The sequence below is a fragment of the Paenibacillus mucilaginosus 3016 genome (assembly GCF_000250655.1).
GTDB classification, from domain to species: domain Bacteria; phylum Bacillota; class Bacilli; order Paenibacillales; family NBRC-103111; genus Paenibacillus_G; species Paenibacillus_G mucilaginosus.
The window spans coordinates 6,414,199-6,435,527 of the sequence record NC_016935.1 but is presented as its reverse complement, the minus strand read 5'-3'; the positions used below and the strand labels follow the sequence as shown (position 1 = coordinate 6,435,527).

At 61.1% G+C, this 21,329-nt stretch carries 18 protein-coding genes, 2 pseudogenes and 1 other annotated feature; of the genes and pseudogenes, 11 read left to right on the top strand and 9 right to left on the bottom strand.

Translation table 11 applies throughout. From position 1 onward, the window contains the following. The first annotated feature begins 112 nt into the window (after nucleotides 1-112). The 6 genes from pyrF to PM3016_RS26420 all read left to right on the top strand — a co-directional run bounded on the left by pyrF (nucleotide 113) and on the right by PM3016_RS26420 (nucleotide 5,243). A complete protein-coding gene (gene pyrF / locus PM3016_RS26445; RefSeq protein WP_014371544.1) occupies nucleotides 113-838 on the top strand; it encodes an orotidine-5'-phosphate decarboxylase in 726 nt (241 codons plus the stop codon). Between the two features lie 64 nt (nucleotides 839-902). After that, entirely contained in the window at nucleotides 903-1,559 is a 657-nt protein-coding gene (gene pyrE, locus PM3016_RS26440) for an orotate phosphoribosyltransferase (protein ID WP_013917722.1), read from the top strand. 164 nt (nucleotides 1,560-1,723) lie between these two features. Then, on the top strand, nucleotides 1,724-2,251 hold the full coding sequence (locus PM3016_RS26435; protein ID WP_013917721.1) for a sigma-70 family RNA polymerase sigma factor: 528 nt from the start codon (nucleotides 1,724-1,726) through the stop codon (nucleotides 2,249-2,251). 18 nt (nucleotides 2,252-2,269) lie between these two features. Further along, nucleotides 2,270-3,409 (top strand): hypothetical protein, encoded by a 1,140-nt coding sequence (locus tag PM3016_RS26430; RefSeq protein WP_013917720.1) that lies wholly within the window; start codon nucleotides 2,270-2,272, stop codon nucleotides 3,407-3,409. Further along, nucleotides 3,406-4,362, top strand: coding sequence for an ABC transporter ATP-binding protein (locus PM3016_RS26425; protein ID WP_014371543.1), 957 nt, complete (start codon nucleotides 3,406-3,408; stop codon nucleotides 4,360-4,362). The genes PM3016_RS26430 and PM3016_RS26425 overlap by 4 nt, the downstream gene beginning before the upstream one ends. Then, nucleotides 4,359-5,243 (top strand): ABC transporter permease, encoded by an 885-nt coding sequence (locus PM3016_RS26420; protein ID WP_014371542.1) that lies wholly within the window; start codon nucleotides 4,359-4,361, stop codon nucleotides 5,241-5,243. The genes PM3016_RS26425 and PM3016_RS26420 overlap by 4 nt, the downstream gene beginning before the upstream one ends. Nucleotides 5,244-5,527: 284 nt before the next feature. Here the strand turns inward: PM3016_RS26420 and PM3016_RS26415 are convergent, their stop codons facing one another. From PM3016_RS26415 to PM3016_RS26380, 8 genes and pseudogenes are all read right to left on the bottom strand, one after another. Further along, nucleotides 5,528-6,169: a methylthioribulose 1-phosphate dehydratase gene (locus tag PM3016_RS26415; protein ID WP_013917717.1), complete on the bottom strand. Its 642-nt coding sequence runs from the start codon at nucleotides 6,167-6,169 to the stop codon at nucleotides 5,528-5,530. Further along, nucleotides 6,166-6,828 carry a 2-hydroxy-3-keto-5-methylthiopentenyl-1-phosphate phosphatase gene (locus PM3016_RS26410; RefSeq protein ID WP_014371541.1) on the bottom strand — a complete coding sequence of 221 codons (663 nt, stop codon included), beginning with the start codon at nucleotides 6,826-6,828 and terminating at the stop codon, nucleotides 6,166-6,168. Before PM3016_RS26410 ends, PM3016_RS26415 begins: the two co-directional genes overlap by 4 nt. Further along, nucleotides 6,825-8,111 carry a 2,3-diketo-5-methylthiopentyl-1-phosphate enolase gene (locus PM3016_RS26405; RefSeq protein WP_013917715.1) on the bottom strand — a complete coding sequence of 429 codons (1,287 nt, stop codon included), beginning with the start codon at nucleotides 8,109-8,111 and terminating at the stop codon, nucleotides 6,825-6,827. Before PM3016_RS26405 ends, PM3016_RS26410 begins: the two co-directional genes overlap by 4 nt. Before the next feature lie 52 nt (nucleotides 8,112-8,163). Next, nucleotides 8,164-9,033 carry a pyrroline-5-carboxylate reductase gene (proC, locus tag PM3016_RS26400; RefSeq protein ID WP_014371539.1) on the bottom strand — a complete coding sequence of 290 codons (870 nt, stop codon included), beginning with the start codon at nucleotides 9,031-9,033 and terminating at the stop codon, nucleotides 8,164-8,166. Between the two features lie 215 nt (nucleotides 9,034-9,248). Beyond that, the gene (locus PM3016_RS26395) at nucleotides 9,249-10,202 is read right to left on the bottom strand and encodes a copper amine oxidase N-terminal domain-containing protein (RefSeq protein WP_014371538.1); all 954 of its coding nucleotides are present in this window, start codon (nucleotides 10,200-10,202) and stop codon (nucleotides 9,249-9,251) included. Between the two features lie 186 nt (nucleotides 10,203-10,388). Beyond that, nucleotides 10,389-11,681, bottom strand: coding sequence for a glutamate-5-semialdehyde dehydrogenase (locus PM3016_RS26390; protein ID WP_269083276.1), 1,293 nt, complete (start codon nucleotides 11,679-11,681; stop codon nucleotides 10,389-10,391). 94 nt (nucleotides 11,682-11,775) lie between these two features. Beyond that, nucleotides 11,776-12,905: pseudogene (proB, locus tag PM3016_RS26385) on the bottom strand (glutamate 5-kinase). A gap of 80 nt (nucleotides 12,906-12,985) precedes the next feature. After that, nucleotides 12,986-13,198: a binding site (T-box leader), on the bottom strand. A 76-nt stretch (nucleotides 13,199-13,274) separates the two neighbouring features. After that, nucleotides 13,275-14,480: a pyridoxal phosphate-dependent aminotransferase gene (locus tag PM3016_RS26380; protein WP_014371536.1), complete on the bottom strand. Its 1,206-nt coding sequence runs from the start codon at nucleotides 14,478-14,480 to the stop codon at nucleotides 13,275-13,277. Between the two features lie 312 nt (nucleotides 14,481-14,792). On the opposite strand from PM3016_RS26380, the gene PM3016_RS26375 reads away from it, so the two are divergent. Next, on the top strand, nucleotides 14,793-15,566 hold the full coding sequence (locus PM3016_RS26375) for a carbon-nitrogen family hydrolase (protein WP_041619247.1): 774 nt from the start codon (nucleotides 14,793-14,795) through the stop codon (nucleotides 15,564-15,566). A 190-nt stretch (nucleotides 15,567-15,756) separates the two neighbouring features. Here PM3016_RS26375 and PM3016_RS26370 read toward each other — a convergent pair whose 3' ends face one another. Next, a complete protein-coding gene (locus PM3016_RS26370) occupies nucleotides 15,757-16,665 on the bottom strand; it encodes a LysR family transcriptional regulator (RefSeq protein WP_013917706.1) in 909 nt (302 codons plus the stop codon). 163 nt (nucleotides 16,666-16,828) lie between these two features. Here PM3016_RS26370 and leuC point away from each other — a divergent pair. The 4 genes and pseudogenes from leuC (at nucleotide 16,829) to PM3016_RS26350 (ending at nucleotide 21,314) form a co-directional block, all read left to right on the top strand. After that, a pseudogene (gene leuC, locus PM3016_RS26365) lies at nucleotides 16,829-18,248 on the top strand (3-isopropylmalate dehydratase large subunit). A gap of 63 nt (nucleotides 18,249-18,311) precedes the next feature. Continuing rightward, complete coding sequence (gene leuD / locus PM3016_RS26360; RefSeq protein WP_014371533.1) at nucleotides 18,312-18,920, top strand: 3-isopropylmalate dehydratase small subunit; 609 nt, start codon at nucleotides 18,312-18,314, stop codon at nucleotides 18,918-18,920. A 310-nt stretch (nucleotides 18,921-19,230) separates the two neighbouring features. After that, nucleotides 19,231-20,103, top strand: coding sequence for a 3-hydroxyacyl-CoA dehydrogenase family protein (locus tag PM3016_RS26355; protein ID WP_013917704.1), 873 nt, complete (start codon nucleotides 19,231-19,233; stop codon nucleotides 20,101-20,103). After that, the gene (locus tag PM3016_RS26350) at nucleotides 20,100-21,314 is read left to right on the top strand and encodes an acetate kinase (protein WP_013917703.1); all 1,215 of its coding nucleotides are present in this window, start codon (nucleotides 20,100-20,102) and stop codon (nucleotides 21,312-21,314) included. The genes PM3016_RS26355 and PM3016_RS26350 overlap by 4 nt, the downstream gene beginning before the upstream one ends. Nucleotides 21,315-21,329 lie beyond the last annotated feature (15 nt).

Sequence of the window (21,329 nt, the reverse complement as noted above, 5' to 3'; positions counted from 1 at the left end):
CAGGATCCCCGAGCCTTATGGGAGACTGTGCTAATCCCATGCTTGGGCCATGATTGTGGCCCGGTCTTACATAAATCTCACCAGTTGAACCCCTACAAGGAGGCGGAGCCGGATGTCGAACGCAGCACAGCGGATTATGGTGGCCCTGGATTATCCGCATGCGGAGCAGGCGCAGGCGTTGGTGGAATCCCTGGCGGGGATTCCCTGTTACATGAAGGTGGGAATGCAGCTGTTCTACAGTGCAAGCCCCGGGTTTGTCAACAGTTTGAAGGAGAAGGGCTATCATGTCTTCCTGGACCTCAAGATGCACGATATCCCGAATACGGTCAAGGGCGGGGCGGAGAGCATCACGCGGCTTGGCGTGGATATGTTCAACGTGCATGCCGCCGGGGGACGGGCCATGATGGAAGCCGCCATGGAGGGTGTGGACAAGGCGCTGACGGGTCTTGGCGCATCTGCCGTGCGTCCGGCGGTCATCGGCGTGACGCAGCTGACCAGCACCTCCCAGGCGGTCATGAATGAGGAGATCGGGCTGGCCGGCACAGTGGAGGAAGCTGTCCTGCGGTATGCCCAGCTGACCCGCACGGCGGGACTGCACGGTGTTGTCGCTTCCCCGCTCGAGGTGGTACGGATCAAGGAAACCTGCGGCAGCGGCTTTCTTACCGTTACGCCGGGGATCCGGCCGGCCGGCTCGGATATCGGCGACCAGTCGCGCGTCATGACGCCTCCGGAGGCTTTTGCCCAAGGTACGGATTACGTGGTGATCGGACGGCCGATTACAGGCGCAGCGGACCCTAGAGCGGCGCTGGAAGCCATCATCGCTTCGATATCGGAGTAGACAGCAAGCCTTAAGAGCTTCCATTTTTTGAACCAGACACAACCTATTCAAAGGAGACGATACCATGAGTCAAAAAACCATCGTTACAAGTCCCGCTCTCGCCGAGCAGATTGCTTCCGACCTCCTGAAGATCGGAGCGGTTGCTCTGCGTCCGCAGCAGCCTTTCACGTGGACGTCCGGCCTCAAGTCGCCGATCTACTGCGACAACCGCCTGACGATCTCTTATCCGGAGATCCGTGAGCGGATCGCCGACGGCTTCGTCCAGCTGATCCGCGACAACTTCCCGGATGCGGAAGTCATCGCGGGCGCGGCGACAGGCGGCATTCCGCACGCAGCATGGGTTGCACAGAAGCTCGGTCTGCCGATGGTGTATGTGCGTGATAAAGCGAAGGGCCACGGCAAGGAGAACCTGATCGAAGGGCATATCGAGGCCGGCCAGAAGACCGTAGTGATCGAGGATCTGATCTCGACCGGCGGCAGCTCGCTGAAGGTTGCTCTCGCGGTCAATGACGCAGGCGCACAGGCGCTTGGCGTACTCGGCATTTTCTCCTACCAGTTCGAGAAAGCCAAAGCGGCGTTCGGCGAAGCCGGCGTACCGTTCGAGACGCTGACGAACTACTCCGTCCTGCTCGATGTGGCGGTGAAGAACGGCAGCATTCAGGAGAGCGACCTGCAGGCACTGAGAGCGTGGAGCTCGAATCCGAGCGAATACGGCAAATAAGGCTGGACGGGCCGGTGAGCCTCAGTACAGCCAATATAGCAAGACAGGGTGAAGGGCAGTCTTTCCATTTCGGAAAGGCTGCTTTTTTTGTAGTCCTTGATACAAAATCCTCATTCGGGACGTCTTATGTATGGCTGCAGCCGAGAGGAGGACAACTCAAACTCATGAACTTTCCGGAAAGGGATGCATTTCAAGACGTTTTCTACACCCATTATCCGAGCGTACGCCGCAAGCTGATGGCGTTGGTGCGCAATGAGGCGGCTGCCGAGGATTTGGCTCAGGAGGTCTTCCTCAGACTCTACCGAACCCCGCCGGATGATCCGGGTGCCGTGGGAGCCTGGCTTCATCGGGTTTTGACCCGGACGGCCTACGATTACTTGAACAAATTAACGCGCGAGAGGGCGCTGCTCGAGAAACAGGAACACGAGGTACAGACGCGGCCGGAGGGCCGGTCAGGGGAAGAGGAAGTTCTGCAGAAGCTCGATCAGGAAGAAGTAAGGGCCTGGCTGAGCCAGCTGTCGGAGCGGGACCGGGAAGTGCTGCTGCTGAGGCATTCGGGCTACAGCTATGCCGAGATCGCCGAGCGGCTTCAGGTCAGGCAGCCCCTTGTCGGCATGCTGATCCAGCGGGCTACGGCGAGGCTGAAGCGGTGCGCGGGCGGAGCGGCACAGGTAAAGAGGAAAGCAAAATAAGCAAAGGAGGACGCGAGCATGGACAGCGATCAGAGAAAGCGGGAACAGGATGAGCAGACCGATGCCGCATGGGTCCGGCTGAATTCGGCCCTGAGGAAGGAAGAGCGGCATCCGAATTGGGATGCCTGGAGCGTGCCGCGGCAGACGGATGCAGGAATCGAAAGTGCGGAGGGGGCTGGTGCCGTTCCGTTCGTGACGGGGCCGGTCCTTGTTCCGGCGGTTCAACCGGAAGGCGGCTGGGCAGCTCCGGCAGGAGCAGGGGCAGCCGGGGGAAGCGGATGGATGCAAGCCCTGCGCAGAGGCCGCAAGTGGATGGCCTCGGCAGCGGCGGTATGCGCCGTCGCTCTGGTCTTGGCGACACCGGCGGGCAACGAGGCGCTTGCTTCCATTCTGGGCAAATTCCGGATGCAGGAAGTCACCACCGTGTCGGAGAACGACATCCAGGCGATCTTTGACGGTATGGCGCCCGAAGGGGAGACGAGAGAAGCGGCCAACCGCTTCGGCACCTTCACGCAGACGACGGGACCGGATGTGCCGGCAGGCGAAGTGAATGCGGAGGAGGCGTCCCGTTATTTGGGGCAGAAGGTCAAGCTGCCGAAGGAGGGGAGCCGGGTGAGGATCGGGGTCACCCCTTCCAATGCGGTCACGTTCCAGATGAATGTGGCGGAGGTGAACGCAGCCATGAAGCGGCTCGGGGCCGTTACCCTTCTGCCGGAGTCCATTGACGGCCGGCCGATCTCGCTGGAGCTCGGAAACCGCGTGGAGGTCCGGGTAGAAACGGAAGAAGGCGCCTATACGTACGCCCAGCAGGCTGCGCCAGTAATCACCGTCGATCCGTCCATTCCGGTAGAGGAGGCGGCCCAAGCCGTGCTGCAGTTCCCGCTGCTTCCCGAGCCTCTGCGCAAGAGCTTGGAGGCCTCCAACGGGCTGCGTGAGGGCAATGTCCCTCTGCCGGTGGTGATCGGCAAGCAGACGCAGCAGTTCACCGTGGACGGGGTGAGGGTTTTTGTCCACCGGGACCGGGCCGGAAGTGGTGCGGATTCCCGCTATGAGGCATTGTGGGTACACAACGGCATGATCTATGAACTGAACGGACAGCAGGCTCTGCCTACCGCGGATGCGGTGCTGGCCAAGGTGAAGGAGCTGATGGGATCTTGATTCCCGCCATTTCGGCCGAAGGCTTAACCAAAATGTACAGCAGCGGCCTCGGCTGCCGGGGAATCACGCTTTCGGTGGGACAAGGGGAAGCCTTCGGCTTCCTCGGTCCCAACGGAGCGGGCAAGAGCACCTTCGTGAAGATGCTCGTGGGCCTGGTCCGCCCCTCGGGGGGCAGCGCAGCCATCCTGGGCCATCCGGTCGGCTCGCTGGAGGCGAGGCGGAGGATCGGCTACCTGCCGGAGCTGTTCCGCTATCAGGAGTGGCTGACCGGCCGCGAGGTGCTGGAGCTGCACGCCAAGCTGTGCGGGCTGAAGGGGAGTGCCGCCGAGCGCCGGATCCTTCAGCTGCTGGATGCCGTTGGGATCGGACAGCGGGCCGGGGACCGGGTGAAGCACTACTCCAAGGGCATGCAGCAGCGCCTTGGTCTGGCCTGTGCGCTGATCAGCGACCCGCCGGTCGTGTTCCTGGACGAGCCGGCGTCCGCGCTGGATCCTCTGGGCCGCAGGGAGGTCCGGGAGCTGCTCATTCAGCTCCGGAGGGAAGGGAAGACCGTCTTCCTCAATACCCATCTGCTGGAAGATGTGGAGCTGCTCTGTGACCGGGTGGCCCTGCTTCACCAGGGTGAGATTCTGCATCAAGGCAGTGTGGCCGGGATGCTGCAGGAGAAGACCCGCTGGCGCTTTCGCGTCGGCGGTTTCCTGCTGTCCGGGCTTGCGGAGCTGTGCAGGGCTGCGAATCTTCCAATCACCCTGTCGGAAGAAGGGGGAGAAGGGGGCCTTGAGAGTGTGTGGCTGGAGGCAGAGGTGGAGAGTGATGAACAGCTGGGCTGGGTGAATCACCAATTGATGGCCCACGGGCTCACACTGTATGAAGTGGTCCCTGCCAAGAACAAGCTCGACGAGTGGTTCTATGGAGCGGTAGCCGGGCGTGCACAGGGGAGGGAACAGGGATGATGATAACCATCGTGGGCATGACCTGGAAGGAAATGCTGCGCAAACGGGTGCTCCTGCTGACCCTGATCCTGACGGCCGTGTTCCTGCTGGCCTTCTGGTTCCTGGCCGGCTCGCTCCGATCCGATGCGGCTTCTTCCGGCGGGGCCGGCGCGCGGGATCTCACCACCCTGATGGATGCCTACCGTGCGGGAGTGATGTCGCTGACCCTCGGCTTTTTCTTCGGCTCGTTCGTGCTAGCGTTTCTGGCCATCTTCAGTTCCTTCTCGGCCGTCTCGGGCGAAGCCGAAACCGGCGTGCTGCAGGCGCTGCTGCCAAGGCCGGTCAGCCGCACCCAGTGGTACATCGGACGCTGGACCGGTTACGTGACCGTAGGGCTCTTGTACGGGGCGATCCTGTTTACCGCCATTCTGACGATTACGGGGATGCACGCCACCGTTCCGGGAGATCCTGCGTCCTGGGTCCGCGGCTATCTGCTGTTTGCCTCGGTGGTGCCGCTGCTCGTCTCCTTGGGGATGCTCGGCTCCTGCTTTTTCTCCAGTCTCGGCAACGGGGTGTTGATGACGATGCTCTTCGGCGCCGGCTGGCTCGGGGGGATGATCGAGAAGATTGCATCCGGGATTCCTCCGGGCGAAGCGGCGCTGAAGCCGATGCAGACGATTGCAGGCATATTCGCCCTGCTTATGCCGGCCGACTCGCTATCGCGGCGCATGCTGGCGGAGCTGTTCTCCGTCTCGGACGTCAGCGAGCTGTTTGACGGGAACCTGACGCTGGGCACGACGCTCGGCCAGATTCCATCCAACGCCTACCTGTGGTACGCTGCGGCATACACGGCCGTCATGCTGGCGGCGGGAGTGATCGCTTTCCGGCGCAGAGACTTTTGACGGGATGTACACAACACAGAACCTGGACCGAAGCAGTTCGCGGCACAAAAGCATACATACCAAAAACGCCTGTAAACCGGCTCCAGGAGCCGGTTACAGGCGTTTGCTGTTCGGGCGTGAGGGATTAAACCGAGTCGGATAGAAAAAACCTCTCTTGGCCGGTTCTTCCCGTCTCAGCCGGTACAATGGATGCTGTGCTTATGCACCGGTCAGGCGGGAGCTCCCCGTGATTGGGCGTGCAAGCTCGGGCATGCACGGATGGGTTCCCCCGCAAGACGTCCGGATTACTTGCGCAGCAGCGCCAGACGGTAGGCGTACTCGAACAGGAATTCGAATGCTTCGAGGTGACGCTTCGCTTCGAAGGCGTTGGCTCCCCAGGCGCAGATGCCGTGCTTGCGGATCAGGATGCCGGGAATGCGCGGGAGAATCGCCTGCTCGACGAGCTCCGCAATCCGCGGGATTTCCGCGTAGTTCGGCACGATCGGAATCTCGATCTGGGCTTCTTCCTCCCAGATGTTGAAGGCCTTGATGAGCTCTACGCCGTCAATCGGCACGCTGCCCCGGTCCCCGTACAGCTCGGAGACGAGGTTGTTGAAGACGGTATGCACATGAAAAATGGCGCCCGCCCCCGTAGCCCGGTAAATCTCGCAGTGAATCAGCGTCTCGGCGGACGGCTTCAGTCCCGTCGCTTCGATCGGCTTGCCGCTCTGGTCGACAAGCAGGTAGTCGGAAGGGGTGTTCACCGACTTGTCCTTACCGCTGGCCGTTACGGCGAAGGCGAACTGTTCGGGCGTGAATTCCCCGACACGGATGGACAGGTTGCCGCTCGTGCCCGGGAACCAGTTGCGCCCCGCCAGGTATGTTTTGATATCGCGCAGCTCCTCAAACGCCTGCTGCTTGTCCTCCAACCGAATCGTGAGGCTCATCGTACCTTCAACTCCTCTAATCCCCGGATCACTTCATGGAACGTCTCGAACGGCTTATAATTCAGGCCGAGCTCCCGGCACAGGTCCACCAAATGCGCACGCGCAAAGACCAGGTCGGCGAGCTTCGCGCCTTCGAAGTCGGTAATGCTGTCCCCGATCAGGATCCGCTCATGCGTATCGGACGGATAGGAGCGGATGATCGCGGTCTTGCACATGCCGCAATCGTTATGGCAGTGCTCGTCGCACGCATGCGGCCACAGGATTTCGATGTGCGAACCGTTGAAGTCGCTGCCGTTGCAGTAAATGTTCTCTTCGGGAATCGGAAACGGCGACAGCACGGGATAGACGAAAAAGTCTATGCCGCCCGAGGTGACGAGGAAGGTGATGCCTTCCCGGCGGCAGTACTCGAGCAGCTCGCGGAAGCCTTCCCGGATCGTGACGTTCCCGATCGCATAGTCGGTAATCTCTTGGCGGCGCTCCGTAGGCAGCAGGGCGAACATGCGCCCTACGCCTTCCCGGACCGACACCCGTTTCGCCAGTACGTCCTCCACGATCGTATCCCAGCCCGGAGGCTGAAAATGCTTCATGATGGCGACGATGTCGTCGTTGACCGTGATGGTGCCGTCAAAGTCGCAGAAGATGACGCGCTGTTTGCTCATTCGCGGATCCCCCATGCGTCAATGGCGGCCTGCAGCTCCGGCCGTCCGGCTGCGGCATACTCCCGGAGGGAGGCGCCGGAGAGGCAGCCGTCCATCGCCTGGCGGAACGCTCTTCCGCCGGCGGCAGCGCCCATCGGATGGCCGTGTACGCCGCCCCCGGCGTTCACGACGACATCGGTGCCGAAGTCCTTCAGAATCAGCGGCACGAGGCCCGGATGGATGCCGGCCGAAGGGACCGGGAAGCTCGTCTTGAGACGGCCGAAGCCGGTGCCTTCGGCGGCACCCGTCGTGTCGAGCAGCGCTTCCTTGATGGCCAGGTTCTCTTCCCGCGGCATTACGACGGAGCCGTAAGGGGAAGGGAACAGGACAAGGTCGGCACCGGCCAGCCGCATCAGCTTGCCGAGCAGCACCTGGGCCGAGATCCCGTGGTAGGCCGACGGGTAGAACGCGCCGGCGAGGGCCGGGTGCGCCATAATCGGCACCCGGATGTCAGGGTGGCGGCTGAGTTCGCTCAGGGCGTCGAAGCCGTAGGCGAGCACGTTGAAGAGCAGGGCGTTGGCGCCTGCGCCGATCGCCCGGCGGGCCTGGTTCACGAGGTCGAAGGTAGGACCTGTGAGGTTGGCGGCGTAGAGCAGCTTCTGCCCGGTCTCCTTCTGTGCATCGGCGGCCGCCTGCATGCAGGCTTCCACGCGGCGCTCGATCGGGGTCAGCGGGTTCTCGAACAGGATCTCGTCATCCTTGATGAGATCGACGCCGCCGAGCGCCTGCTGGTAGAACTGCTCCTTCAGCGCTGGAAGGTCATGGCCGATGACGGATTTGAAAATGCTCATGAGCAGCGGGCGTTCTGGAACGCCAAGCAGCTCGCGGACGCCGCTGAGCCCGAAGCGGGGCCCCGGGAAGGCGGAGAGAAAATCACCCGAGAACGACAGATCGGTGAGTTTGATCCGGCCGTCCATCGAGAGCTTCCCGAACACGGTGACGAGCAGCGCCGGAATGTCCCGGGAGAAGTTCACGTCCGGATAGGCAATGGTGATGTCGGCGAAACGCTCGCCGGAAGCGGCGCCCGCCGGCTCATGGACGTCGACCGAAACCACGCGGCCGAGATGTCGTTCCATCTCGGCTTTGCGCGCTTCGGGAAGGTCGGTCCAGGAGCCCACGGTGAGCCCTACGGCGATGCCGGTTGCTTTTTTATGAAAGTCCGCCTTGTCGTCGTAAAGGCGGTACGTTGCTGTGCAGTAGGCGCCGGAGGCAGCCTGGCTGAATTCGGAGGTCAATGCGGACACCTTCTTTCTGCTGACGTGTGTATACAGGCCCGGGAACGGTCCCGGGCTGCGCTTATTTGCTGGGGGTGGTAACGGACTGGGAGATCGCTTCGCCCATCTCGCCCGCACGTTCCATCGCCCGGTGCATGCCGGCCATGAGGGCTTCCTGGAAGCCAACGCGGTCCATGACCTCGATGGCGGCCTGCGTCGTGCCGTTCGGCGACGTCACCTTGCGCCGCAGCTCGGCGGGCTCTTCCCCGGTAGCCTGCACCATGCCGGCTGCGCCGAGGAACGTCTGGATTGTGAGGCGCCGGGATTCCTCCCGGGAGAGTCCGCAGCGGATGCCGCCTTCCATCATCGCTTCCATCATGTAGTAGACATAAGCCGGTCCGCTGCCGGAGAGGCCGGTGATGGCGTCGATCTGGTTCTCGTCGACGATGGCGACGATCCCCGTCGAAGCGAACATCGCATAGGCCAGTTCGCGCTGCGGCTCCGTTACGCTCTCCGAGAAGGCGATGCCGGTAGCCCCGAGCCCGATCGTGCTGGACGTGTTCGGCATGGTGCGGACGACCGCAAAGGCGTCGCTGCCGAGCAGGCCGTGAATGGTGGCGACGGACAGTCCCGCGATCACCGAGACAATGAGCTGCTGCGGACGCAGCTGGCTCTTCAGCGCGAGGATGCCCTCTACGGCATCCTTCGGCTTGAAGGCGAGTACGACGATGTCGGCCGCACGGACGGCCTCGTCCTTGCCGCTCTGCTCCAGGGCATACCGGATGCCGTAGCGTGCGCTGAGCTCAGCCAGCCGTTCCCCGTTGGAGCGGTTGACGACGAACAGGCTTGCGCCCGGCACGCCGCCCTTGTCGATGAGTCCGCGGATGATGGCCTCGGCCATGGATCCGGCTCCGACGAATGCAATCTGCTGTTGTGGCAATCCTGTGGCCATGGGTATGATCATGCTCCTTTAGTATTCTTCGTTGTTGTGCTGCCGGCCTATGCCCGAGACCAAGGATCATTCGATTCAGTACGGCGGTGGTTTAGGGGAAAACGCCGGTAAAGATGGAATAAGGGCGGCCGAGTAACTGTAAGTTTCCAAGTGGATTCAATAAAATAAGGACTTTAATAAAAAGCTTCGGATCCTTAATTTTGTGTCCGTTGGAGCTATGGCCCCAACGTTTTCGCTAATTGAGGTGCCTCATGCTGAAAGCCGGCAAAGACAGCTGCGCTTCCGTTAGCGGTATTAACCACAACTGTTCGGTACGCACCGTTCGGCGTCTGGGTGGTGAACAAGAAGGAGTCCCCGTCCCATTGTTTATTATTGTTGACAGCGGTGAACGCATAGGATCCGTGTGCTTTCACGATGGTATCTGCAGTTGTCAGAGAAGTTAGGTAAATGGCTTCATTTTCATCAATTTGTAAATTCAATTCCTTAGAGTATTCCAAGTCGTCCTTGTCGAGGTTCCAGCCTTCGCTGTCACGAGTAAAAGTGAATGTAACATATCCTTGATCTGTAGAATGTACTGGGTTGGCCGTGAAAAGAGCCTTTACCGTGATGCGGTCTTCGGAGGCATAGATGTATTGAAAGCGTAGACGAGCCCCCATTGTACCGTTCTTTGCGGATTCGATCATCGCATTGAGGGTTGATTCGTCCGGCTCCATCAATACGATGATCCTGTCATTAATAATGACTCTTCGGTGTTCGTTGTCCCACTCGACAGTTGAGCCAAAAGCTTCGCTGATGAATCTAATGGGAACCATTGTCAGGTCTCGGTGCAAAACAGGCGATATATCTAGTTGGATGGGAGTTCCGTCGATATATACAGTATTCTGGTATAAGGTCATGCTGATGGTCTTTTTATCTTTAGAGACAGTAATAGATTGTGTGTCTGGGTGCCATTCAACGGCAAAACCCAGCGTTTCAGCAAACTGACGAAGAGGGGCGAGCGTGCTGTTGTTGTGATTGATCCCATTCATAATAATGTCATTCTTTGGCATAGTGCTTGAGTAAGCCTCTTCTGCGACAACCGGTACAGGAGGTTGCAGAAGGCGGATTGCTACCCCAGCGGCCAGCGCTAAAAATGATATTTTTCGCTTTCTTTTTGATAGGCTGGTCATAGCTTTGACTCCTGATACTAGAAATGAGTACCCTATCTTTCAAACTAAAAAGCTTCAACAAAATAGCACAGCACACGCGCGCAGCAAAGCGGCTAAGGACGGTCCGCCGGCGACAAAAGATCAGTCACCGTGCGGATGCCCCGCCCGCTGCGGCCGGGAGGCAAGACAGCGGGACAAAGCCCCGTCTTATCCCCGGATCTGGCCGCTGCCCGTGATGCAGTATTTGCTGGAGGTCAGCGCCGGCAGTCCCATCGGCCCGCGCGCATGCAGCTTCTGGGTCGAGATGCCGATCTCGGCGCCGAAGCCGAATTCGAAGCCGTCGGTGAAGCGGGTGGACGCGTTATGATAGACGGCGGCCGCGTCCACTTCCTGGAGGAAGCGGGCTGCATGCAGCGTATTCTCGGTAACGATGCACTCGGAGTGCATCGTGCCGTGAAGGCGGATGTGCTCCAGGGCTTCATCGAGTCCGCCGACGATCCGCACATTAAGGATGTAGTCGTTGTATTCCGTGTCCCAGTCCTCTTCGGTGGCTGCGGAGATGCCGGCAACCAGGGCCCGGGTCTCTTCGTCGCCGCGCAGCTCGACGCGCTGCTGTATGAACTGTTCGGCGATCATCGGCAGATGCCGGGCCGCGAAGCCGCGGTGCACGAGCAGTGTCTCCATGGAGTTGCAGACAGACGGGCGCTGCACCTTGGCGTTGATCGCAATCTGCAGGGCCATCTCCGGCTGGGCGGTTTCGTCCAGGTACGTGTGGCATATGCCTGCGCCGGTCTCGATGACCGGAACGGTCGCGTTCTTGACCACGTTCTGGATCAGCGAAGCGCCGCCCCGCGGAATGAGCACGTCGAGCAGGCCGTTCAGCTTCAGCATCTCGTCCACGGAGCTGCGGCTGGGATCCAGCACGAGCTGCAGGGCGAACGGCGGCACATCGGTCTGCTCGAGCGCCTGGTGCAGCACCTCGACGATGCGCTTGTTGGAGGACAGGGCGGAGGAGCCGCCGCGCAGCACGACCGCATTGCCGGTCTTGAGGCAGAGGCCTGCCGCATCCACGGTCACATTCGGGCGCGCTTCATAGATGATGCCGATCACGCCGATCGGCACGCGCACCTTGCGGATGTGCAGGCCGTTCGGGCGGCTGAACGCCTCCAGCGTATCGCCGATCGGATCGGGCAGCGTGACGATCTGGCGCAGGCCTTCGGCCATCGCCTCGATCCGCTGCCGGTTCAGGGCGAGACGGTCGAGCAGGGAGGTGGAGATGCCGCTCTCCCGGCCGCGCTGCAGATCTTCGGCATTGGCTGTGATGATCGATTCCGCTTCTTTCTCGAGACACTCCGCCATATACAGCAGGGCGTGGTTCTTCTGCTCGGTGGTAAGCTGAGCAAGCAGGGGGGCGGCCTGCTTGGCCAGGCCCGCCTTTTGTTTCACTTCGCTGAGCGCTACTGCGCCTTCCAATTGGGACATCGCTGTCTCCTCCTTGATCGGGTTGGTGGGCTTGCCTTATGGGACGTGCCGGGTATTCCGTGTTTGCCTGCTTAGGTGTTCCCTCTGCTTCTCCGTCCGCTTTCCTGCCGCCCTACTGGGCGGTGTCCTTCGTCCGCAGGGACTGGGCCAGGGTAATCCACTCGTCCCGGTGGATCACTTCGATGCGGGGCACCTCGATGCGGCGCTGCACTTCGTCGGAGCCGAGGCCGGCCACCGCCTGCAGCTGCCACGATTCGTAGTTGACGAGCCCCGGCCGATGATCTGGCCGTTCACGCCGGCCACTTCGATCACGTCGCCGGGGTGGAACTCGCCGGCGACCTCGCGCACGCCGGCCGGCAGAAGGCTGCGGCCGCCGCTGACGAGCGCCGATTCGGCTCCTTCGTCCACGGTAACGAGACCCTTCGGCTGCGAGTGGAAGCCGAGCCACTGCTTTTTCATCGGCAGGTTGTGCTCGCTCGTGTCGAAGTAGGTGCCACGACCGGTGCCGCCGGCCGCTTGCAGCAGATCCCCCGGCTCGGTCACCCGGCCGACGAAGCAGGGCACTCCGCCCCGCATCGCGATCCGGGCCGCCTCGATCTTCGAGCGCATGCCCCCTGTGCCCACCATGGAGCCGGAGCCTCCGGCGATCCGGTAGATGTGCTCATCGATCTCCGTCACGCGGTCGATGCGCTTGGCCTCGGGATTGCGGCGGGGATCCTCGGTGTAGAGGCCGTCGGTATCCGTCAGGATGAGCAGGCGGCGCGCCCGGACGAGGTTGGCGACGAGAGCGGACAGCGTGTCGTTGTCTCCGAATTTGAGCTCATCCACAGCCACCGTATCGTTCTCGTTGACGACGGGGAGAATGCCCCGGCGGAGCAGCTCCTCGATGGTCGACTGGGCGTTCTGGATGCGGCGGCGGTTCGAGAAGTCGGAGCGGGTCAGGAGAATCTGGCCGATGCCGACCCCGTATTCCGCGAAGGCGGCCTGGTAGGCCTGCATGAGCAGCGCCTGCCCGACCGACGCCGACGCCTGCTTCTCGTGGAGCAGCTTCGGCCGCACCGTGTAGCCCATGGCCCGGAAGCCGGCGGCCACCGCACCGGAGGTGACCAGCAGCACCCGGTTCCCCTCACGCTGCAGCCGGGCCAGCTCCGAGGCGAAGAAGGCGATGGAGTCCCTGTTCAGTCCCCCTTCGTCGGAGGTCAGCGAGGAGCTGCCGATTTTGACTACGATCGTTCCCTGCATTGCTTATCCCTCATTCCTTCAATCTACAAAACGGCATCCGGCACGGCAAACGGCCGGAATAAAACAAAAAGGCCCCGTCCTGTAAGGACGAAAGCCTTGACTTCCGCGGTACCACCTTAGTTGATGAATAATTCATCCGTCTTTCGATCCTCATAACGGCAGGGTACCGTCCGGTTCATCACCGGCCGTTCAGGGGCGGGTTCGGCAAAGGTTCACGGTAAATTCTCGCAGCCAGTGGAATTTACTCTCTGAGCGTGAAGGGGCTCTCCTACTATTCCCATCATAACGTTTGGTTCTTCTAAGCATAGCATGGGACCGCGGGATTTGTAAAGAAGTCAGCGCTTCGGGTTTCGCTTCTGCTGCGGTGCGTCAGCCGAACAACCCGAGCTTGTCGATCCGCTCGGCCGCTTCCTGCAGGCGCTCTTCGCCGGTGAGGAGGCCGAGGCGCACATAGCCCTCGCCGTGGGTGCCGAAGCCGATGCCCGGCGCAACGACGATCTTGGCCTCTTCTAGCAGCCGGTCGGCCAGCGATTCCGAGGTGTATCCCTTGGGCACCGGAAGCCAGGTGAAGAAGGAGCCGGCCGGCTTGGCGGCCTTCCAGCCGATCCGGTCCAGCGCGACGAACAGGGCGTCCCGGCGCCCCTGATAGACGGAGACGAGCTCGTGGACGCAGTCCTGCGGGCCTCTCAGCGCCTCGGCCGCCGCCACCTGAATCCCGCCGAAGAGGGAGCAGTAGTAGTGGTCCTGGATCAGGTTGATCATGCGGACAATCTCCGGGTTGCCGAGGCAGAAGCCTACGCGCCAGCCGGCCATGTTGTACGTCTTCGAGAGCGTGTAGAACTCCACGCCGACTTCCTTGGCGCCGGGGAACTGGAGAAAGCTCAGCGGACGCTGGCCGTCGAAGCCGACCGCCCCGTAGGCAAAATCGCTCGAGACGACAATGCCGTGCTTCGCTGCGAATTCGATCGTTTCTTTATTGAAGGAAGCATCCGCGACGGCCGCCGTAGGGTTGTTCGGATAGTTGATGAACATAAGCTTGGCCTGGCTCACGTCCTCGGCCGGCAGCGCGCTGTAGTCCGGGAGGAAGCCGTTCTCTTCGCGCAGCGGCATGAAGCTCATCCGGGCTCCGGCCAGGGCGACGCCGGACCAGTAATCGGGATAGCCGGGATCCGGCACAAGGCACACGTCACCCGGGTTGAGCAGGCACTGGGCGATCTCGACAAGACCCGTTTTGCCGCCGAAGAGGATCGCGACCTCCGTCTCGGGATCGAGATCTACGCCGTAGTCCTCCTTGTAGCGCTGGGCGACGGCCTCCTTCAGGAAGCCGAAGCCGCTGAACGGAGGGTAGCGGTGGTAGAGCGGGTTCTCGGCCGCCTGCTGCAGCGCTTTGACGATATGCGGCGGGGTAGGGCGGTCGGGATTGCCCTGGCCGAGGTTGATCACATCGTGGCCGAGGGCGATCTGTTCGCTCGCCTTGCGCACGAGCTTCGAGAAGAACTGCGTCGGCAGCTCCTGCAGGCGCTGGGCGGGCCGCATCGGGAAGGCGCTGACCACGCCCGGTGTGGAAGAAGTCATGTATGTCACTCCAATGGTTTATAGAATGGAAGAAGAAGGCTGAAAGCGTAGGGGAGCATAGCCAAAGAAGCCCGCTCCCGTAATTCACGGTCAGCAGATAGGAATAATGTAACATGAATCCGCCGGAGTGTACACCGCTGACGGAAGTTTTCCTCAGCACCCGCAGGGGGATGCGGCAGGAGAGCATTGAAGTTCGGGGAATCATCCTCTATCATTAGAAGAAAAAGAAGGGGCGCACGGCCGGAATCGGCGCGTCCCAGGCACAGAAAGATGGGAAGCACATGACAAGCAAAAAAGTGGAATCTCGCGCTCCTGCAGATGGATATCGCGATCGGGGAGCCGGACAAGAACTTCGCGAAGCTCGAAGCGCTGCTGGAGGAAGCGGTAGCCGGGGACGTCAAGCCGGACGTCATTATTTTCCCCGAGATGTGGAATACGGGGTATGCGCTGGAGCGGATCCGCGAGCTGGCGGACCGCGAAGGGGAGCGGACCCGGGCGCTGCTGTCGGCGTTCAGCCGGAAGCACGGCGTGCTGATCGTCGGCGGCTCGGTGGCCGACCTGCGGGAGGACGGCGTGTACAACACGATCTACTCCTACGACCGTGAAGGGGAGCAGGCGGGGGCGTATTCCAAAATCCATCTCTTCCGCCTGATGGATGAGGAGAAGTTCCTGCTGAGCGGCAGCGAGGTGGGCCGCCTGGAGCTCGACGGGGTGCCGGCCGGCGCGATGATCTGCTACGATATCCGGTTCCCGGAACTGGCCCGCAGGCTGGCGCTGGGGGGCGCCCAGGTGCTGTTCGTGCCGGCGGAGTGGCCGAAGCCCCGGCTGCACCATTGGCGCACGCTGCTCACCGCCCGGGCGGTCGAGAACCAGATGTTCGTCGTCTCCTGCAACCGGGTGGGCGTCAGCGGCACGACGGAGTTCTTCGGCCACTCCATGGTCATCGACCCGTGGGGTGAGGTGATCGCCGAGGGCGATGAATCCGAGCGGATCATCCGGGCGACGATCGATCTCGGGCTCGTGCCGGAGGTGCGCAGCCGGATTCCGATCTTTGAGGACCGCCGGCCGTCTCTGTACCAGGAGTAAGCGGAAAGCCTATAAGACCGCGGTACAGCCGGTCAGGTGCGGGCAAGTCAACGCAGCAAAGGAGCCTTCCGGCTTGGCCGGGGGGCTCCTTTCGTATCGTCCGCAGCTTTTAACGATTGACGCCTCCCGCTCCTCCGCTGCTCTCAGCCAAGACCAGGATGTGGGGACAGCGGAGAACAGAGCCTGTCCCTTACTGCGGCGTCGCCTCCTTCATCACATCGCGGAACGTCTCGATGAAGGCTTCCACCGCCTTCGAGAGGTAGCGTCCCTTGCGCGAGGCGATGACGAGCGTCCGCGTCGGCCGGCCCGCCAGCGGACGGTACACCGGGGAGAGCTCGCCGCCCCCGCGCCGGCGCACCATGCGGGGGATGAAGCTGATGCCCATCCCGGCGGCGACGAGCGCCTGCACCGTATCGATGTTGCTGCTCTCAAAGACGATGTTCGGGGAGAAGCCGGCCTGGTGGCAGAGCTCCAGCGTGATCTGCCGGAAGCCCTGGCCCTTCTTCAGCGCGATGAAGGGCTCGCTTTGCAGCGAAGCGACGTCGAAGCTCTCGGAGGGCTCGCTGCGGAGGGCCAGCGGATGGCTCGGCGGCAGCGCGAGCACGATCTCCTCCTCGATGATCGGCTCGGCGGCCAGCGTCTCGTCGAAGAGGGGGATGGAGAGCAGCGAGATGTCGACCTGGCCGATGCCGGTAAGATGCTCGAGATTCGCCGAGGTCTCCTCGACGAGGTTGATCTCGATCTCGGGGTAGCGCGCCTGGAAGACGGGCAGCACGAGCGGGAGCACATGGGCTCCGGTGATCGGCAGGGAGCCGACGACGAGCTTGCCCTTGCGCATCTGCGAGATGTCCTCCATCTCGCGCTTGAGCTGCTCGACCATGTCGAGGATGGCCTGGGCCTTCTCCACGAAGAGGGAGCCGGCATGGGTCACCTCGACGGAGTTGGTCGTGCGCTGGAAGAGCAGCACGCCGATCTCCTTCTCGAGCTTCGAGAGCTGCTGGCTTAGAGAGGGCTGGGCGATGTGCAGCTTCTCGGCGGCGCGGGAGAAATTCTTGTCGATGGCGATCTGCAGGGCGTACTGCAGCTGGCGAAGTTCCATGGAAGGTCCTCTTTTCTATAGGGAATGGGTCGGCGGTGGTGATCGGTCTATTGTTTATAATCAAATCCTATGAATGTTATAGATATTATATCTTGGAACAATGAAGAAGGAAATGGTACGATGGGTTTACAAAAGAGACGACTTATTAATTGAGGTGGAACCAATGGCCAAAACCATGTTCGAGAAGATTTGGGACAATCACGTAATTCAATCGGAGCCGGGCAAACCGAGCATTATTTATATCGACCTGCACCTGGTCCACGAAGTAACCTCCCCGCAAGCGTTTCGAAGGCCTTCGCCTGAGCGGCCGCAAGGTGCGCCGTCCGGACCTGACGTATGCGACGATGGACCACAACGTACCGACGAAAGACCGCTACAACATCACCGACCCGATCTCGAAGCAGCAGATCGACACGCTGTCCAAGAACTGCGCGGACTTCGGCGTTACGCTCTTCGACCTCGACTCCATCGACCAGGGTGTCGTGCACGTTATGGGGCCTGAGCTCGGCCTTACGCACCCGGGCAAGACGATCGTCTGCGGCGACAGCCACACCTCGACGCACGGCGCATTCGGCGCACTCGCTTTCGGTATCGGTACTTCCGAGGTGGAGCACGTGCTCGCCACCCAGTGCCTTCAGCAGTCCAAAGCGAAGACCCTCGAAGTGCGCATCAATGGCAAGCTGAAGCCGGGCGTTACGGCGAAGGACCTGATCCTCGGCGTCATCGCCAAGTACGGCACGGACTTCGCGACGGGCTATGTTATCGAGTACACCGGCGAAGCGATCCGCGGCCTGTCCATGGAAGAGCGCATGACCGTGTGCAACATGTCCATCGAAGCGGGCGCAAGAGCGGGTCTGATCGCCCCGGACCAGACGACGTTCGATTATCTCCGCGGCCGCCAGTACGTACCACAGGGCGAAGCTTTCGAAGCGGCGGTAGCCGAATGGCAGAAGCTCGCTACGGACGAAGGCGCGCAGTATGACTGGGTCGTTGAATTCGATGCCGACTCCCTGATCCCGCAGGTGACCTGGGGCACAAGCCCGGGCATGGGTACCAGCGTAACGGCAACCGTACCGAATCCGGCGGACTTCACTACGGAGAACGAGCGCAAAGCGGCTGAGAAAGCCATCGAGTACATGGGCCTCACGCCGGGTACGCCGATGACGGAAATTCCTGTAGACTACGTGTTCATCGGTTCCTGTACGAACGGCCGGATTGAAGACCTGCGCGCCGCTGCTGCGGTTGCCCAAGGCTACAAGGTTTCTCCTAACGTGACTGCGATCGTGGTTCCGGGTTCGGGCCGTGTCAAGATCCAAGCCGAGAAGGAAGGCCTGGATGCCATCTTCACCGAAGCGGGCTTCGAATGGCGCGATGCGGGCTGCTCGATGTGCCTCGCGATGAACCCTGACGTGCTGAAGCCGGGCCAGCGCTGCGCTTCGACGTCCAACCGGAACTTCGAAGGACGCCAGGGCCGCGACGGCCGGACGCATCTCGTCTCTCCTGCGATGGCGGCAGCCGCTGCGATCGAAGGACGCTTCGTCGATGTGCGCGACTGGCAGTTCAAGGTCAAGCAGGAAGCGTAAGAATCTTACGATCTCATTTTATCCGATGCACTTATAGATATCGAATGTAGAGGAGTTATCACAATGGAAGCTTTCAACCAGCATACCGGCCTCGTGGCTCCGGTGGACCGCGTGAACGTGGACACGGACGCGATTATCCCTAAACAATTCCTGAAGCGCATCGAGCGCTCCGGCTTCGGCCAATTCCTGTTCTACGAATGGCGCTTCGACCAGAGCGGCGCCGAGATTCCGAGCTTCAGCCTGAACCAGCCGCGCTACCAGGGCGCATCGGTTCTGATCTCCCGCGCCAACTTCGGCTGCGGCTCCTCCCGTGAGCACGCGCCTTGGGCGATCCAGGACTTCGGCTTCCGCGTCGTGATCGCGCCGTCGTTCGCCGACATTTTCTACAACAACTGCTTCAAGAACGGCATCCTGCCGATCAAGCTGAGCGAGGAGCAGGTGGAAGAGCTGTTCCAGCGCACTACGGCGCAGGAAGGCTACCAGCTGACCGTGGATCTCGAGAACAAGACGATCACCGACGGCCAGGGCCTGAACATCGCGTTCGATCTTGACGAGCACCGCCGCCAGTTCCTGCTGCAGGGGCTCGACGATATCGGCCTGACGCTCCAACATGCCGACAAGATCGCTGCTTACGAGCAGGCGCACGAAGCACGCCTGTCCTATAACCGTTAATGCTGACGGACCCGTTATCCCCTTCTTTGTGAAGCGGATGCGGGTCCTTTTTTCTTGTTTCCAGCAATCGTTGAATCTTGAAAATTTCGGGTATCCTAAGGCCAAAGAGAGGCAGGCAGGGGGCCGTAACCGGTGACAAATTGAGTACTTTTGGCCCGTTTCTTCTGATCGAAAATGGGTGAATTGTCATGGAGTGGAAATGTACCCGCTCGCAATTTGTCTTATTTGTGAAAATTGCCACACGCTTTTTCATTTCTCAATTCGGTTGTGTATAATACATCTGAAGCAGGTCAGAAAGGGTGTTCGGACTATGGCATGGAACAAGATCGGCGTCGTCGGCGCCGGCACAATGGGACAAGGAATTGCCGAGATGCTTGCAGGCAAAGGCCTGGAAGTCGTACTGGTGGAGCGCACGCAGGAGAAGCTCGACCATGCGCTCGAGCAGCTCGAGATTTCACTTGATAAACAGATGGAAAAATGGGCGATTACGCCTGTGGAGAAAAAGCTGATTCTTTCGAGAATTCATAAAGAAACGTCGCTGGACAGCTTTGCGGACTGCGATCTCGTCATCGAGACGATCAGCGAAGACCTCGACATGAAGAAGGAAGTATTCCGCGTGCTGGACGAGGTCTGCCCTCCGCATGTGGTGCTGGCGAGCAATACGTCAACGCTCAGCTTGACGGAGCTTGCGGCCGAGACGAAGCAGCCGGAGCGGGTGATCGGACTGCATTTCCTCTATCCGGTGTCGAAGATTCACATGGTCGAAATTATCCGCGGGCTCCGCACAAGCGAAGAGGCCTTCGCGCAGACGAAGCAGTTCGTCGAAGATACGATCCAGAAGCGGGGCATTCAGGTCTATGAATCGCCGGGCTTCGTGACGACGCGTCTGATCTGCGTGCTGATCAACGAGGCGCTGCACGTGCTCTCCGAGCGCGTGGCGGAAGCGGCGGACATCGACAGCGCGATGCGCATCGGTTATGACTTCCACTACGGGCCGCTCGAGATGTGCGACCGCTTCGGACTCGATTCGGTCCTTGCGGCGATGGAGCGGATGTTCCGCGAATTCGGCGATGTAAAATACCGTCCGGCGGTCATTCTGAAGCAGATGGTGCGCGCAGGCCACCTCGGCATGAAGACGGGACAAGGCTTCTTCCGTTATGATAAGGATGGTGACCGGATATGATCGTACTCGTAATCAACGCGGGGAGCTCCTCGCTCAAGTTCCAGCTCTACCAGATGAAAGACGAATCCGTCCTGGCTAAGGGCCGCGTGGAGCGGATCGGCATGGAATCGGCGATCGTCACGATCGAGCCGACCGGCAAGCCGGAAGTGCGTGAAGTGCGTGAAATTCTGGAGCACACGACGGCGATCCGTAAAGTGCTCGACATGATCGTGCACCCGGAGCACGGCGTGCTGAAGTCCGTCAGCGAAATCGATGCGGTCGGACACCGCGTCGTACATGGCGGGGAGTCGTTCTCGAGCTCCGTACTCGTCACGGAAGAGGTGAAGCGGGAGATCAAGCGCCTCTTCGATCTGGCTCCGCTGCACAACCCGGCGCACATGCTCGGGATTCATGCGGTGGAAGCGAACATGCCGGAGGTGCCGCAGGCGGTCGTCTTCGATACGGCCTTCCACCAGACGATGCCGCCGGTATCCTATCTGTATCCGATTCCGATGGTGCTCTACAAGAAGCACAAGATCCGCCGCTACGGCTTCCACGGCACGTCTCACGCCTATGTCAGCGAACAGGCCGCGAAGTTCCTCGGCCGTCCGCTGGAGGAGCTCAAGCTGGTGACCTGCCATATCGGCAACGGTGCTTCCTGCACGGCCGTAGACGGGGGCAAGTCGATCGACACGAGCATGGGGATGACACCGCTCGAAGGCCTGATGATGGGCACGCGCAGCGGGGACATCGACCCGGCTATCGTGCCGTTCACCATGGCGAAGGAAGACCTGACGCTGAGCGAAGTGAACTCGATGCTCAACAAGCACAGCGGCCTGCTCGCGATCTCGAATATCGGCAGCGATATGCGGGAGATCGCGGAGGCGATGGAAGCCGGAGACCGCAACGCGGCGCTGGCCTTCGAGATGTACGAATACCGGCTGCGCAAGTACATCGGCTCCTATGCGGCGGCGATGAACGGGCTTGACGCGATTGTGTTCACCGCAGGGGTCGGCGAGAACTCCGCGCTGCTGCGTGCGGCCGTGTGCCGCGGGCTGAGCTTCCTCGGCATTGAGTTCGACGAAGAAGCGAACGCCCGCCGCTCCCCGGATGACCGTGCAATTACGAAGCCGGGCTCGCGCGTGCAGGTGCTCGTCATTCCGACCAATGAAGAACTGGTGATCGCCCGGGATACGTACGGGTTGATTTTGAACCGCAATGATGTAGAATAAGAAGACGGACAGGAG